The organism is Planococcus sp. TJ-302, from assembly GCF_058268455.1.
Genome location: NZ_JBZDOI010000001.1, coordinates 145,002 through 159,830, shown reverse-complemented (window position 1 = coordinate 159,830; position 14,829 = coordinate 145,002). Strand labels below are relative to the sequence as shown.

The window sequence follows — 14,829 nt, the reverse complement described above, 5'->3', positions numbered from 1 at the left end:
AAGCCCCTCTCTTATGCACGCATACCCTTCATCAATAGCCGATGAACTTTTGGCGCCAAACTGACCAAATCGTATTTGTGTTCATTCATCACCCAGGTGGTGATGGTCTCATCCATTGTACCAAAAACCATTTGCCTTGCTAAACGGATATCCATATCTTTATCAAATTCCCCGGTCTCCATCCCATTGATCAGGATTTTGTCCATTAATAATAAATACTCCCTCAACACGCCATTTATTTTTATACGGAGCTCATGGTTCGATTGCCGGAGCTCCAGTTGGGTGACGATGGCAAGGTGCAGATCATTCGCAAGCAAATCGAAATGGCTTTGGATCATCAACTGCAGCTTGTCCGAAGCGGACACTTCCTGTTCGAGGATATCTCCCAGCTTGCTGACGAACAGCCCCATCTTTTCCTGAAAGACCGATATCAGGATGTCCTCTTTGTTCTTGAAATATAAGTAAATGGTGCCATCTGCGACGCCTGCCTGTTTTGCGATTTTCGACACCTGCGCTTGATGGTAGCCATTTTCAGCAATTACGATTACGGCCGCATCGATGATTTGCTTGTATTTCGGTTTATCCTTCTTTACCAATTCATCACCACCCAAAAAAATATGAAAATATGAATGGCGGTTCATTCATATTTTCATATTATAGTTTAAGGAATATTGTGTCAAGCTTTAATGCGCTCTATCGCTTAAGAAGGAATCGCTTCGCTCTGTTTTGCGCGCTCTTCGTCGACCAGCGACCGCCGCAGGATTTTCCCTACTGCCGTCTTCGGCAATTCTTTGCGGAACTCGTAAATGCGCGGCACTTTGAATGACGCCAAGTGTTCGCGGCAATACTTATCGAATTCTTCTTCTGTTACAGTATACCCTTCTTTCAAAACAATGTAAGCTTTTACTGTTTCTCCGCGGTACGGATCCGGAATTCCAGCTACGACACATTCTTGTACTGCTTTATGCTCATATAGCACTTCTTCTATCTCGCGTGGATAGATATTGAATCCACCGGCGATGATCATGTCTTTCTTGCGGTCGACAATGAAGAAATGACCTTCTTCATCCATGTAGCCGAGATCTCCAGTCAGCAGCCATCCGTCGACTATTGTAGCGGCGGTGTCATCTGGGCGGTTCCAATAGCCTTGCATCACTTGTGGGCCTTTGATTGCGATTTCGCCGATTTCACCATGCGGTACTTCTTCCGTCGTGCCCGGCAAGAAGATCTTGCTGTCGGTATCCGGATAAGGATAACCGATCGATCCTTTTGTGCGTTCGCCCCAGACGAGGTTCGAGTGGCTGACTGGTGATGTTTCGGTCAAGCCGTAGCCTTCTACCAATTTGCCGCCTGTGATTTTCTCAAACTTCTCCTGCACTTCTGCTGGCAACGGAGCGGATCCGCTTAAACATGCTTCGATGGAAGACAAATCGTATTTCGCGATGTCCGGATGGTTCATCAATCCAATGTACAAGGTCGGTGCACCCGGGAATAATGTCGGCTTTTGTTTATTGATGGTCTTCAAAGTCGTTTCAGGATCGAATTTCGGAAGCAGCACCATCCGATTGCCCTGCATAACAGAAAGAATAAGAACCGTCGTCAAGCCGTAGACGTGGAATAACGGGATAATGCCTAAGATCGTCTCTTCGCCTTTTTTGGATTTATAAAGCCAGGCATCGCACATTGTCGCATTGGATATCAGGTTCTTATGCGTCAGCATGACACCTTTCGGTGATCCAGTCGTGCCGCCAGTGTATTGCAGCAATGCCAAATCGTGTTCGAAATCGAATTCCGGCTTTTTAACATCGGCCAAGGCAATTTTCATGATCTCCAGGAATTTATGGTTGATGCCGCGATGTTCGACTTTCACGCTGAGGCCGGTCTGGCGTTTTTGAATGAACGGATAAATGATGTTTTTCGGGAATGGCAGATAGTCTTTAATCGCCGTGACCACAACATTTTCCAGTTTCGTCTCTTTCAGCACTTTAGCAACGCGCGGGTACAAAAGATCCAACGTTACGATCAAACGTGCTCCAGCATCGTTCATTTGGTACGCAATTTCACGTTCCGTATAAAGCGGGTTCGTCATGACTACAACACCGCCTGCATACAAGATGCCGTAGAAACTGATGACTGCCTGCGGGCTGTTTGGCAGCATGATCGCAACGCGGTCCCCTTTTTGGATCCCGAGCTTCTGCAAATAACTCGCAAATTTCATCGCCGAATCAAACAGCTCGTTGTACGTCACATCTTTCCCTAGGAAATGGATGGCGACTTTCTCCGGAAACTGCTCGTGGGCCTGAGTTAAATACTCCTGAACCGGCATACTCGGATATTGAAGCGTGTGAGGAATTTCTGGCGGATAATGAGCGAGCCACGGTTTCTCTGTCATTCTTTTTTCCTCCTTTTAAAATAAAGAATAGTGAAAATATTCCTACTTTTATTATAATCGACATTGAAATGGCTTTCAACAAGAAAAGCGAAAGTGCTCGTATAGGCCCGATAAGCGCTGGAAGCATGGCCGGTAATGGCGCCCTTTGCCATTGCAGGACCCTCTGAAGCGACTCGAGGGGCTGGGCACTGCAGCTGGACATCAAGAAAAGCGAAAGTGCCCTTTTATCTCTGAAAAGCTCCATAAAAAACAAAAACTGCCCAGAAAAGTCAGAACGACTTTCCGGGCAGCCAGCTTATTTAAAAAACAAAAAGGAAGATGACTCCCACTATTACAAACAGCACGCAAAACACGAACAGTATTTTGATGAGGTTTTCCATCGTTTACAACTCCTATGAAATACTTGCTCCGATGACAAATGACAGCCCGACAGAAATCGTCAAGGAGATAAAGCCGACGGAACGGTTATCATTTTCTATTTCTTCGTCCACTTTAAATCGGGGGGTCAGGAATTCAAACAATAGATAAGCGAATATCAACAGCACAAAACCGTATAAGCCCCAGCCGATCATTTCTGCTAAGGAATTATGCTGTTCGATTGAAAAACGGAAAATATTCGTCACTCCGAAGATTTTGCCGCCTGTCGCCATAGCAACCGCAACATTCCCTTTTTTAATTTCTTCCCAGTTCTTGTATTTCGTGACGATTTCAAAAAGTACCATTGAAACGATCAAGCATAGCACGACTACACTGAAATATCCAGCTGTTTCAACGAGCGGATGGGTCCAAAAACCAGTTTCCGACATTCTCATTTCTCCCCTATATAACTTACTTCAACTCAGCAATCGTGACACCCGATCCGCCTTCGCCCGCTTCACCGAAACGATAACCTTTGATCCTCGGATGTTTTTTCAAGTATTGCTGGACTCCTTGCCGCAATGCACCTGTCCCTTTTCCATGGATGATTGACACTTGATGATAATTCGATAATAACGCATCATCAATGTACTTTTCAACCTGCATCAAGGCATCTTCGTAGCGTTCGCCGCGCAAGTCGAGTTCGAGCTTGACGTGGCTGTCGCGGTTTTGCAGCGTCGCCATCGTCCGCGTCTCTTTCTGTTTTTCAGGTTTCGTATAAGACAGATCGGATTCCGCGAGCTTCATTTTTAGGATGCCGATCTGGACAATCCATTCTTTGTCCGACACTTTTTCCACCAACGTGCCTTTCTGGCCAAATGAAATGACTTTCACTTCATCATTCACTTTCAGAACATGTTGCTGGTTCGCTTTCGCGGCTTTTTTCAGCACACGATTCTCTGGCATGGCCGCCTCAAGGCGTTTTTTCGCTTCGATCAATTGATGTTCTTTGACGCCAGACGATTGGTTCATCTGCATCTTGCGCAGTTCGGACATGACCGTTTCAGCTTCGCGCGTCGCTTCTTCCACGATTTTGCGCGCTTTTTCTTTTGCTTTATCTTCAAGTTTCTCTTTCTGGTTCTCGTAATCCTTCAATTGCTGCTCGAGGTCTTTTTTCAAATGTTCCGCTTCGGCAAGTAATTCAGCCGATCGTTCAGCGTCCTGTTCAGAATCTCTGCGGCTCTTTTCAAGTGAAGCAATCATCGAATCGACTTCCCTGCGGTCAGTGCCAGTAAAGCTCTTGGCGTGGCTGATAATGTGCTCTGGCAAACCGAGGCGCTTCGAAATTTCAAACGCGTTGCTGCGCCCAGGGACGCCAATCAATAAGCGGTAAGTCGGGCTTAATGTTTCCACATCGAATTCAACGCTGGCGTTCGCAACGCCTGGCCGGTTATAGCCATAAGCCTTCAATTCCGGGTAATGGGTTGTCGCAATGACACGCGCTCCTCGGCCATGGACTTCATCGAGCAACGATATTGCAAGCGCAGCCCCTTCCTGCGGATCCGTGCCGGCACCGAGTTCATCAAAGATGACCAATGAATTACTGTCGAACTTCGACAGGATGTCGACGATGTTAACCATATGAGATGAAAATGTACTCAAGCTTTGCTCGATCGATTGTTCATCGCCGATGTCGGCAAATACCTGATCGAATACTGCAAGCTCTGAACCGTCCAACGCCGGGACAGGAATGCCCGCTTGCGCCATCAGCGTAAACAGCCCAACGGTTTTCAGCGTTACCGTTTTACCGCCCGTGTTCGGTCCGGTAATGACGATTGCCGTGATGTCGCGTCCGAATTCGATATCGTTTGCCACCACTTCATCAGCTGGAATCAATGGATGCCGCGCTTTTTTCAATTTGATATAGCCTTCCGTGTTCATCTCAGGCTTCGTGCATTTATGGGCCGCTCCGTATTTCGCTTTTGCGAAAACGAGGTCCAATTCACCGAGCACTTCGACCAGCCCAAACAACTCATGAGCGACTTCCTGTACTTGTGAAGAAAGCATCTGGAGAATACGGTCAATTTCTTCTTTTTCCTTCATTTTCAAACGCCGCACTTCATTATTCGCTTGCACGACCGCATCCGGTTCGATGAACAAAGTCTGGCCCGATGACGACTGGTCATGGACAATGCCGCCGTAATGGCTGCGGTATTCTTGTTTGACCGGGATGACGAAGCGGTCGTTGCGAATTGTGACAATTGTATCCGACAGCATTTTCGCTGCGTTTTTGCCGCGCACCAGGCTTTCCAGTCGTTCACGGACCCGGCTTTCCTGAGCGCGCAATTGCTGGCGTATGGTCCGAAGGCCGGGGCTAGCGCTGTCGAGCACCCCGCCATTGTCATCGATGCACATATTAATATCGTGTTCCAATTGCGTCAAAATCGGCATCGCCTCTTTTTTCGCAAGGAAATGCGGAATCGAGATAGCACCTTCTTCCCGAATGCTTTCGAAGAATTGGCGCAAGATCCGGCTGGCACGGATGGTCGACGATACTTCCATCAATTCCATTGGGCTCAATGAACCGCCGATTTGTGCGCGTTTCGCGTGCATGCGGATATCAAAAATCCCACCCATCGGCACATTGCCTTTGGTGCGGATGATTGCCGCCCCTTCATCCATTTCTTCCAGCAGGCGGTTTACTTCATTTATTTCAATCGACGGCAATAATGCGTCGACATGTGCTTTGCCGAGTGAAGACGTGCAATACCGCGCCACTTCGCTGCGGATTTTGTAAAATTCCAGTGTTCTTAAAGCGCGTTCTGCAATCACGCGGGACACCTCCTACTTTTTGATAAACGCACGCAGCCGATCCAACGGCCACGTGTTAACGACATTGTCTTTCTTCAGCCAGGCTTTTTGGGCATGCCTTACCCCGATGGCCATGACCTCAAGCTGCTCGGCCGCGTGGGCGTCCGTGTTGATCGCCACAGGCACACCTTTTTCCTGAGCCATTTCCAAGTATTCAACGGCTAAGTCCAATCGGTATGGGCTGGCATTCAATTCAACGATTTTACCGTATTCTTTTGCCCAGTCGAGCAATTGTTCGACATCCGGATCATAGCCGCCGCGCTGGCCGACAATGCGGCCTGTTGGATGGGCAATCATATCGACAAGCGGATTTTTCATCGCTGTCAGGATGCGTTCCATAATCTGTTCGCGGGGCTGCTGGAAACTCGAATGGATGCTGGCAATAACAAAGTCAAGTTGTCCCAGCACTTCATCGTCAAAATCGAGCGAGCCGTCCGGCAATATATCCATTTCCGTTCCGGACAAAATGTCGAAATCACTGTATTTTTTATTTAACTCACGAATTTCCGCGTTTTGCTCCAACAGGCGCTCCGGCGTCAATCCATTTGCCACTTTTAAGTATTGTGAATGGTCAGTAATGGCCATATAGCTATAGCCCTTGCTGCGCACGGCTTCCACCATTTCCGGCAGCGAATGCGCGCCGTCCGACCAAGTCGTGTGCATGTGCATATCGGCTGTAATGTCTTCGAGGGCCACCAAATTCGGCAACTCTTCAAGCCGATCGATTTCCCGGCCGTCTTCCCTAACAGAAGGCGGAATGAACGGCAAACCGAAATGAGCGTAAAAGTCAGATTCAGAACTGAACGTCGCGACTGAACCGTCCGGCTGTTCCACACCGTATTCGCTGATTTTCTTGTTTTGCGATTTTGCCAATTGGCGCATCCGCACATTATGGTCTTTCGAGCCCGTAAAATGATGAAGCGCGGTAATGAATTCCTCCGGCGCCACCAAACGGAAATCAATATCGATAAGATCCTGGAATTCAACCGTCACCGATACCTTCGTATCGCCCGACGCAATTGTCTCTTGAACAGGCAATGCTGCGAGAAGCTTGTCTTTGACCGTTTTAGGGTGGGACGTTGCAATGATGAAATCGAGGTCTTTACTGGTTTCTTTCGTGCGGCGGTAGCTGCCGGCAACAGAATACTCACTGATGTCGTCGATTGACTCAAGAATTTCTTCGACGAATTTAACCGCTTCTTCTGTTTTCCAAATCGGATGGCGTCCCGGTTTTGACTCGAAATCGGTCAATTCTTTCAAAATCTTGTCTTCGGATTTTGGACCGAAGCCCGGCAGCTTTTGGATTTCGTGATCCAGGCAAGCCTGTTTTAAGGCTTCCGCAGAATCAATCCCTAGCTCTTTATACAATTTCGCAATCTTTTTGCCGCCCATGCCTGGCAATTTCAATAACGGTATCAGTCCTTTTGGGACTTCTTCCTGCAATTCCTCAAGCACAGATGACTTGCCCGTTGCGATCAAATCCGCAATGACTTCCCCAGTGCCTTTGCCGATGCCTTTCAGCTTCGTCACATCTTCGATTTCATCCAAGCTGCGCTGATCCAGTTCCAGCGCTTGTGCGGCTTTGCGGAAAGCACTGACTTTAAACGGGTTTTCCCCTTTGATTTCCATATAAACCGCTATTTTCTCAAGCATTCTGATAATGATTTTTTTGTTCATGATAAGCCTCCAGTAATATGACTTGTCTTTAGCAAACTTATTCATTAGATTTAAAATTTTAATATATCGATATTCCGCAAAACAGCCCCGCTTTCCTGCGGGCTTCCGCCGAACTAACTCGTGCTGACGCCTGAGTGGATTTCGACACTTTGCTATTCCGCGGAAGTTGGAGCAGTTTTGCTCCATAGCTGGGAAATCTCTTAGCGCCATCGCGTCCATGGGCTAGGCGAAGCTAGGAGATGAGAGCTCTTTTCGGCTCATAACGAGAGCCAAGGAGGTGCCAGGCACTTTTGGAAACTCCTTGGCGACGAGCTTGCGCAGGAGCAATCGTCTTTGCACTGCACATAGCGACTGAAGCAGAGTATAAAATTAAAATCTTAAGTTTAATTAATATATTTGATTTTTAATATACCGTTACCCTGCACAATCACACGGTAATCTTCGGACAGTAACAAGGAGCTGCCCCATTGGTGTCGGGGCAACTCCTCTCGCCTTACATATAAATATACCACCATTCCTTCACTTTCTCGGAGAAATAAGGTGTGTTTTCAAGAATCGATTTCGCAATTCCCGAATCTTCTAGATATGCTTGGATCATGTCCATAGGTAATAACGCCAGAACGTATAGGAGTATGAACAATATCAAGTACGCTTCGATAAAGCCCAATACCGCTCCCAAAATTTTGCTGAGGAAACCGAGCACTGGCAAATACTTTAGGAAATCGAACATCGATGCAATCAAATTCAATGCAAATTTAACCGCAAAGAAGATTAACGCGAAAGCGAATAGCTGATAGAACGTCTGGTCCAGATCAAGCTGTTCGATGGCAATCGTGAAACGCGAGTCGCTGTCGACTGCCGGGTAAGGAATCCACAATACAAAATACTCTGCTAGCGGCTTATAATAGATGTAAGCTACTATTAACGCGATGACAAATCCAACCATATGTACCAGCTGAAGCACGAAGCCCCGCTTAGCTCCTACAATGATACCGCCAATCAATAAAATCAATAAAATAATATCAAGCATTTACGTCAGCCCTTCAACTTTTTCAATTCATTTTCTAATTGTTCTACCTGCTCTTTAAGTTTAAGATAATCATGTACCGTATTGATTGCAGCCAATACAGCGAGCTTCGAACTATCGAGAGATGGATTCATCGCATGGAATTCCCTCATCTTCTCATCAACGATTGACGCTACTAGCCGCATATGGCCGGATGTTTCTGTGCCTGTAAGTTTATAGGTATAGCCGTAGATTTCGACCGATGTACGAATCTTATGTTGCTCTGACAATGCTCCACCCCTCCTTAGAAATCCTATACATAATCATAACATGAACCGAACTAGAATGTGAATTATTAGAAAGGGGACTCTCCAATGTCCAACACCGTGTTGAAACTTCCTGAGGAAAGCCTCCTCCAAATCATCAAGCATTATGAAAACCGCAAAACCGCTGCTAAGGTGCAGTACGTGCGCTTTACGGCGAAACTTTCCGATACCGTCATCACAGTTTACACGTCGGGCAAAGTGATGTTCCAAGGTGCTGGCGCCGAACGCGAAGCATCAAAATGGGGCTCCGTTTCTGCCTCAGCAGCCAAAACTTCTTCCGCTAAAGGCGACGAATTGCCCTCTGGTTTTGCCTCCAAATCCGTACTGGGTTCCGACGAAACCGGCACCGGAGATTTTTTCGGGCCAATCACCGTCGCCGCGTGTTTTGTCCCAAGTGAAGGAGTAGCTCTCGCGCATGAGCTCGGGGTCAAAGATTCTAAATTGCTGACGGACGATTACATGCGCAAAATCGCACCGGATTTGAAAGAAGCTTTTGTCCATAGCGTATTGACACTGAAAAATGATAAATACAATGCTGTGCAAAGCAAAGGCTGGTCGCAAGGAAAAATTAAGGCGCTTCTCCATAACCAAGCGCTGAAACATGTGCTCGGAAAAATCGCACCTGTAAAACCCGACGCCATCCTCATTGACCAATTCGCTGAACGTGGCATTTATTACAGGCACATCAAAGATGAGCCCGAGATTGTCCGGGAAAATGTCCTTTTCTCGACTAAAGCGGAAGGCCTGCACGTGTCAGTCGCCTGCGCTTCCATCATCGCCCGTGTTGCCTTTTTGGATGAAATGGACGCGCTCAGCCAAAAAGCCGGAGTGACCTTGCCAAAAGGTGCAGGTAAAATCGTCGATGAAGCCGCAGCGAAAATTTTGCTGAAGCACGGAGATGCTTTTTTGCAGTCTCTGACGAAAGTCCATTTTGCGAATACGAAAAAAGCCAAGGATCTTGCTGCGAAAAGACGGTAGTCACCAACTTTTACTTATGTCAAAGCTTAGGGAGAGATTCCTTGAGCTTTTTTATTTTGTTTTTAATTTTGCGAACATTCTTATATTAACATATCTTTGATGAAAAGAAAGTCTGTTTTAAGTATTTAGTACTAATAAATTTACAAATAAAAAAACGGAATCTGGGATTCCGTTTTCAACATATTTAATATTTTACATCCATATCCAAGTCCCATTCCAAATCCGAGATTTGTAGTGGAAGACCGAATATTTCAACCCCTTCTACATTATAATTGACGCCTATCCCACAATTTTCCAAATATTTTGCCGGATCATTGAAATAAACCACTTTAGCTGTAGTAGGCAGTACGGTTGCAGGACCAGTTTTTGAGTAAAGATAAATCTTGCCTGTACCTCTTACAGATAAACCATCACCCACATTCCCTGTCGCTTCGTTCATGTTTATAGTCGTAAATAAATTTGATGGCGATGGCGTTATTCCATCCAAGTTCACACATAGTTTTGAACCGTCATTGATTGTCACTTTTTTAGCCTCAAACACACTTTTCTCAATATTGCCTATATTGATGATTGTATTGCTTTTAATATCTTGACCAGTATTGAAAGTAATTAGCTCAGCAACAAAGAAGTTATTAACAGTTTTTTGGTTGAGATTCTGAATCGATAATACCCCTTTATAATATAGCGTCGTATCAATTAACGAGTTTATATTTGGAATAGTCGCAACAGAGCCGCTGGCACCAAGTATCGGAATATTATAGCCATTCGTTTTGTTTAACTGGCTATCAAAGTTAGTTGCTTTGATGTAGAAAGAGCCGTCAACATTGGCAGCTCTTAAGGCCTTCAAGTACTCTTCGCCTATCACACCTGCATATTCACAAGGAGCCATCTCCTTTGTAATATTACCGATTGCCGGACAGGCCGCTAATGGTTTATCCAGTAATTGTGGGAAAAAATTTGTCACTACAGTGATTTTTTCCTTCCATGGCACCTCTACTTGCGATACCGCTTCCTCGTTAAAGAAAGGAACTTCCGGAAAATTCAATTCTGTTGATAACAATTTTGATTTTAACACCGTTTTCGTTGCAACAGGCACTTGAGCGGCTTCGCTTTTTTCTCCGGTTACTTCCATTTTAAGTTTTATCGACTTGTCAGTAGCAGTCATAGGCAGGAGTGAGATGCTTGTTAGCTCATGTGACAAAGTACCGCTGATTTCCACTTCATTTTTGTTAACCAAGTTCAGTTGATTTTGCATTTCATTGAAAAATTCAGTTTTTAGCTCTTCATCAAACTTGTCGATGTTACATTTGATCCAGTCTTGCATCAAAGGTTTGCTTGCTTTCAAGCAGGTAGTATTCAAATTCGTATGATTCGGGTACTTATTCACTTCAGCTTCAAGTGCTTTCTTCTTAAGCAATGCCGATGCATTTACTTTGGCATAAGTCTTTGCAAAAGCATTCTCAGCTTCTTTCGAGTAATTCTCTACTCCCATTTCCGCTGCGGAAACTGCTAAGTTTCCTTGATCCACTGTCTGCTCCTGCGTTGCATGGCTTAAAGAAGCTTGAACAAAGACTGCTGACATCCCCATAAATAAAACAATCAATAAAAGTGCAATGATTAATGTATATCCGCTTTCTTCTTTAAGCTTGTTCATGGTCCACAGGCCCCTTCGGTCTTTATTCGTGAAATGGTCGAATTCAAAACAACTTCTCTCGTTCCACTCTCCACAGTAAGTTCCAATTTCAAATCGCATTTCTTGGGATTTCCAAGAAACCCATTCGTATTTATTTTGTACTCGTATAAATTATCGGTTACTGCTTCAACTGCCAGTTCTTCGGAACAAGGGACTGCTGTTCCGGTTTTATACGCTACAAAGAACAGTTTCCCTCCTGTTACTTTCAGGTTATAACATTCCCCACTCCGGTGTTTAGCGCTAATTTTAGCTATTACCAAATTCGCTTCTTGCTGCATCCTGAGTGTGTCGGAAGCTGAAACATTATGTTTGGCGCCGATTGAAAAAGATGTCATTAAAATTCCCATTACTAACGAGGCAAGCAAAAGTGCAGCGATAAGTTCGAGCAGTGTTACGCCTCTTTCATTATTTAACAACTTAAAGCCGATTTTCCTCACCCCTTCAATTCACTTCAATATAAGCAAATGTTTCACTATTAAATGCCTGTCCGGTCTTCACTGTCAAATGAACCTGATAAAGCTTCCCTAACGCAGCCTCGCCGGTGAACTTAGGCGTATCATAAAAACGCAATTCATACCTGTAGGTTCCATTGGTTTTCTCAAAATAATGGATTGTATCCCCACCTGGAGCTGTTTCATTTAAAAGGGGGTTTGGTGAATAAGCCATTAATGAATCCGTTTCGAGCTTTTGGCGTATTTCAACGGGTGTACCAGTGAAGGTCATCGCTTTCATTTCACTAATTTCCTGCCTCGCCAAATTCATCGTGTCTAATTTGGTATAGGTCTTTTCATTAAATAAGGACATCTGAGGAAAAATGGACATGACGCCTACAAAGACGATTCCAATGAGTGCCAGTGTCGCCAATATTTCCACCAAAGTTAAGCCTTTATTGTTTAGAAGCATGCTCTTCACTTCTTCTCATCTCCCATAAAACATTATTCTTCCTTTATCTTAGTACTTTCTACCGCTAAAATATTGCTCATGAATATATATTATCACACCAACAAAATAAAAATAGATACTTTTAACTAATTATATGAATTATTTTCCTTTTTTTAACTAAAGTACAAAAAGCGAAGCCATAGTGGCTTCGCTTTTTGATAGATCTAACTAGCTGATTTATTAACTGCGCAGTTCCGCTCCTGCATCTTTTAATGCCGCCAGAACTTTTTCGTGCACACGCGTCACTTCTTCGTCGGTCAATGTTTTCTCTGGATCGAAGTAAGTCAATGAGAATGCCACTGATTTTTTGCCCTCATCCATTTTATCGCCTTCGTATAAGTCGAAGACGCGGACTTGTTTCAATAACTTGCCGCCTGCGTTACGGATCGTATTTTCAATCGACCCCGCTTCGACAATTTTCGAAAGCACCAATGCGACGTCGCGGGAAATCGACGGATAACGCGGAACCGGCGTGTAGATTAACGCTTCGTGTTCTGCATTCAATAACACCGCCAAGTTCATTTCCAACACGATTGTCTCTTTCAAGTCGCGCGCTGTCTGTTCAGACGGGTGCAATTGGCCGATGACGCCGATGCGGTTGCCATCCTTGATGATGTACGCAGTACGTCCCGGATGCAAGCCGTCCATTTGGCCGCGCTCAAAGTCGAGTGCAATGCCAAGTTTCGCAGCGAGTCCTTCTACGATGCCTTTCAGAACGAAGAAATCTACTGATTTTTTCTCACCCTGCCAGCCATTGTCCAACCATAAGCCAGTCATGGCGACTGCCAAATGCTCTTCCTCATCCAATAATTCGCCATCTGTCTTCAAGAAGACGGCACCCGTTTCATATAAAGCGACCGAATCGCTGCGGCGTGCCGTATTGAACGATACCGATTCCAAAAGGTGCGGCAACAGGCTTTGGCGCAGCGTGCTGCGTTCTTCGCTCATTGGCATCAACAGGCGGGTCGTTTCAGTTTTCACTAAAGCGAATTGCTGCGCCGATTTACTGGAAGTCAACGAATACGTAATCGCCTGCAAAAGGCCTGCCCCTTCCAAATAATTGCGGACGATGCGGCGCTTATGCTGATACGGCGTCAAGCCGCCTGGCGTCGTTTCCATCTCCGGCAATGTAGTCGGGATTTCATCGTAGCCGTGCAAACGCGCAATTTCTTCCACGACATCTTCTTCGATTTGGATGTCTTGGCGGCGCGTCGGCACTGAAATCACCAATTGGCCGTTGATCGCTTCCGTATTGAATTTCAAGCGTTTCAAAATGCGCATCATTTCTTCAAATGAAATCTTCATCCCTAAACGTGCATTGATGAAGTCCGGCGATACTGTGACGATTTTCTCTTCTTTATCCAATGCGTCGAAAATGACCGAACCGGCCAATACTTCTCCGCCCGCAAGCTCAGCGATCAAACTTGCTGCACGTTCCGCAGCCGGGATGACGCGGTTCGGATCGACGCCTTTTTCATAGCGTGAACTTGCGTCGCTGCGCAAGTTATGGTCTTTTGATGTCTGGCGGATCGAGCCGGATTCAAAATAAGCGGATTCGATGACAATCGTTGTCGTCGATGCGCTGACTTCCGAGTTTGCACCACCCATAACGCCCGCAAGCGCCACCGGTTCTTCACCGTTCGTAATGACCAAGTTATGTGCGGACAGCTTGCGCTCCGCGTTGTCCAGTGTCGTGATCATTTCGCCTTCTTTGGCTTGGCGAACTGTGATCGTGCCGGTTTTCAACGAATCGTAATCGAACGCGTGAAGCGGCTGCCCGTATTCCATCAAGACGTAATTGGTGACATCGACGATATTGTTATGCGGGCGCACTCCAGCTGCCATCAAGCGCTGCTGGAGCCACATCGGTGACTCTTTCACTTCGATGTTGCGGATGACTTTTGCTACATACAATGGATTCGCTTCCGGTGCATCGATGTTCAGCGTCAACAGCGAGCTTGCCGGCTCGGCAGCTTCGGTATAGCTGATTTCAGGCAATTTCACATCTTCCGATAAAATGGCACCGACTTCATATGCGACGCCAATCATGCTCATCGCATCCGCCCGGTTAGGCGTCAGCCCCAATTCCAAAACAGTGTCGTTCAAATCGAAATTCGTGATGACGTCACTTCCCGTTTCAGCCTCTTCCGGCAATACGTAGATGCCTTCCGCGTAAGCTTTAGGCACCAGTTTGCTTTCGATGCCAAGTTCCTGAAGCGAACAAATCATGCCGTTCGATTCTTCTCCGCGCAATTTCGCTTTTTTGATTTTGATGTCGCCTGGCAATGTTGCGCCGGGACGTGCCACAATGACTTTCTGGCCGGCTGCGATGTTCGGTGCGCCGCAGATGATCTGATCCGTTTCTCCGCCGACATCAACTTGGCAGATCGACAGTTTATCCGCTTCCGGATGTTTTACGCATTCCTTCACGTAGCCGACAACAATATTGGTCATGCCGTGTGAACGGTCGATCACCGCATCAACTTCGATGCCGGACCGTGTGATTTTTTCGCCAAGGTCGGCTGGTGCCAAACCTTGTGTATCTACGTACTCTTGGAGCCATTTAATGGATACTAACATAGGTGAT

The 14,829-nt window shown here is 46.0% G+C and carries 12 protein-coding genes; 1 reads left to right on the top strand and 11 read right to left on the bottom strand.

Features of this window, described 5'->3' with window-relative positions:
• Nucleotides 1–11 precede the first annotated feature (11 nt).
• The 7 genes from fadR to zapA form a co-directional block, all read right to left on the bottom strand.
• A complete protein-coding gene (fadR, locus tag AC4EHB_RS00865) occupies nucleotides 12–641 on the bottom strand; it encodes a fatty acid metabolism transcriptional regulator FadR (RefSeq protein WP_490973712.1) in 630 nt (209 codons plus the stop codon).
• 59 nt (nucleotides 642–700) lie between these two features.
• Nucleotides 701–2,392: an AMP-binding protein gene (locus tag AC4EHB_RS00860; protein ID WP_490980428.1), complete on the bottom strand. Its 1,692-nt coding sequence runs from the start codon at nucleotides 2,390–2,392 to the stop codon at nucleotides 701–703.
• A gap of 392 nt (nucleotides 2,393–2,784) precedes the next feature.
• Complete coding sequence (locus tag AC4EHB_RS00855) at nucleotides 2,785–3,198, bottom strand: DUF350 domain-containing protein (RefSeq protein ID WP_490973710.1); 414 nt, start codon at nucleotides 3,196–3,198, stop codon at nucleotides 2,785–2,787.
• 22 nt (nucleotides 3,199–3,220) lie between these two features.
• Nucleotides 3,221–5,581 carry an endonuclease MutS2 gene (locus tag AC4EHB_RS00850; RefSeq protein WP_490980427.1) on the bottom strand — a complete coding sequence of 787 codons (2,361 nt, stop codon included), beginning with the start codon at nucleotides 5,579–5,581 and terminating at the stop codon, nucleotides 3,221–3,223.
• A gap of 12 nt (nucleotides 5,582–5,593) precedes the next feature.
• On the bottom strand, nucleotides 5,594–7,297 hold the full coding sequence (polX, locus tag AC4EHB_RS00845) for a DNA polymerase/3'-5' exonuclease PolX (protein ID WP_490980426.1): 1,704 nt from the start codon (nucleotides 7,295–7,297) through the stop codon (nucleotides 5,594–5,596).
• A gap of 493 nt (nucleotides 7,298–7,790) precedes the next feature.
• Nucleotides 7,791–8,327, bottom strand: coding sequence for a CvpA family protein (locus tag AC4EHB_RS00840; RefSeq protein ID WP_490973707.1), 537 nt, complete (start codon nucleotides 8,325–8,327; stop codon nucleotides 7,791–7,793).
• Between the two features lie 5 nt (nucleotides 8,328–8,332).
• On the bottom strand, nucleotides 8,333–8,593 hold the full coding sequence (gene zapA / locus AC4EHB_RS00835; protein ID WP_490973706.1) for a cell division protein ZapA: 261 nt from the start codon (nucleotides 8,591–8,593) through the stop codon (nucleotides 8,333–8,335).
• A gap of 84 nt (nucleotides 8,594–8,677) precedes the next feature.
• On the opposite strand from zapA, the gene rnhC reads away from it, so the two are divergent.
• Entirely contained in the window at nucleotides 8,678–9,607 is a 930-nt protein-coding gene (gene rnhC / locus AC4EHB_RS00830) for a ribonuclease HIII (RefSeq protein ID WP_490980425.1), read from the top strand.
• 184 nt (nucleotides 9,608–9,791) lie between these two features.
• Here rnhC and AC4EHB_RS00825 read toward each other — a convergent pair whose 3' ends face one another.
• The 4 genes from AC4EHB_RS00825 to pheT all read right to left on the bottom strand — a co-directional run bounded on the left by AC4EHB_RS00825 (nucleotide 9,792) and on the right by pheT (nucleotide 14,822).
• Nucleotides 9,792–11,261: a hypothetical protein gene (locus tag AC4EHB_RS00825; RefSeq protein WP_490973704.1), complete on the bottom strand. Its 1,470-nt coding sequence runs from the start codon at nucleotides 11,259–11,261 to the stop codon at nucleotides 9,792–9,794.
• Nucleotides 11,258–11,737: a prepilin-type N-terminal cleavage/methylation domain-containing protein gene (locus tag AC4EHB_RS00820; RefSeq protein ID WP_490980424.1), complete on the bottom strand. Its 480-nt coding sequence runs from the start codon at nucleotides 11,735–11,737 to the stop codon at nucleotides 11,258–11,260. The genes AC4EHB_RS00825 and AC4EHB_RS00820 overlap by 4 nt, the downstream gene beginning before the upstream one ends.
• A gap of 4 nt (nucleotides 11,738–11,741) precedes the next feature.
• The gene (locus AC4EHB_RS00815; RefSeq protein ID WP_490981477.1) at nucleotides 11,742–12,203 is read right to left on the bottom strand and encodes a type IV pilus modification PilV family protein; all 462 of its coding nucleotides are present in this window, start codon (nucleotides 12,201–12,203) and stop codon (nucleotides 11,742–11,744) included.
• 219 nt (nucleotides 12,204–12,422) lie between these two features.
• Nucleotides 12,423–14,822 carry a phenylalanine--tRNA ligase subunit beta gene (pheT, locus tag AC4EHB_RS00810; protein WP_490980423.1) on the bottom strand — a complete coding sequence of 800 codons (2,400 nt, stop codon included), beginning with the start codon at nucleotides 14,820–14,822 and terminating at the stop codon, nucleotides 12,423–12,425.
• Nucleotides 14,823–14,829 lie beyond the last annotated feature (7 nt).

Bases quoted from the DNA above. Each gene is read 5' to 3' on its own strand.
- fadR (WP_490973712.1), bottom strand. From the start codon at position 641: ATGAACCGCCATTCATATTTTCATATTTTTTTGGGTGGTGATGAATTG.
- AC4EHB_RS00860 (WP_490980428.1), bottom strand. From the start codon at position 2,392: ATGACAGAGAAACCGTGGCTCGCTCATTATCCGCCAGAAATTCCTCAC.
- AC4EHB_RS00855 (WP_490973710.1), bottom strand. From the start codon at position 3,198: ATGTCGGAAACTGGTTTTTGGACCCATCCGCTCGTTGAAACAGCTGGA.
- polX (WP_490980426.1), bottom strand. From the start codon at position 7,297: ATGAACAAAAAAATCATTATCAGAATGCTTGAGAAAATAGCGGTTTAT.
- AC4EHB_RS00840 (WP_490973707.1), bottom strand. From the start codon at position 8,327: ATGCTTGATATTATTTTATTGATTTTATTGATTGGCGGTATCATTGTA.
- rnhC (WP_490980425.1), top strand. From the start codon at position 8,678: ATGTCCAACACCGTGTTGAAACTTCCTGAGGAAAGCCTCCTCCAAATC.
- AC4EHB_RS00825 (WP_490973704.1), bottom strand. From the start codon at position 11,261: ATGAACAAGCTTAAAGAAGAAAGCGGATATACATTAATCATTGCACTT.
- AC4EHB_RS00815 (WP_490981477.1), bottom strand. From the start codon at position 12,203: ATGCTTCTAAACAATAAAGGCTTAACTTTGGTGGAAATATTGGCGACA.
- pheT (WP_490980423.1), bottom strand. From the start codon at position 14,822: ATGTTAGTATCCATTAAATGGCTCCAAGAGTACGTAGATACACAAGGT.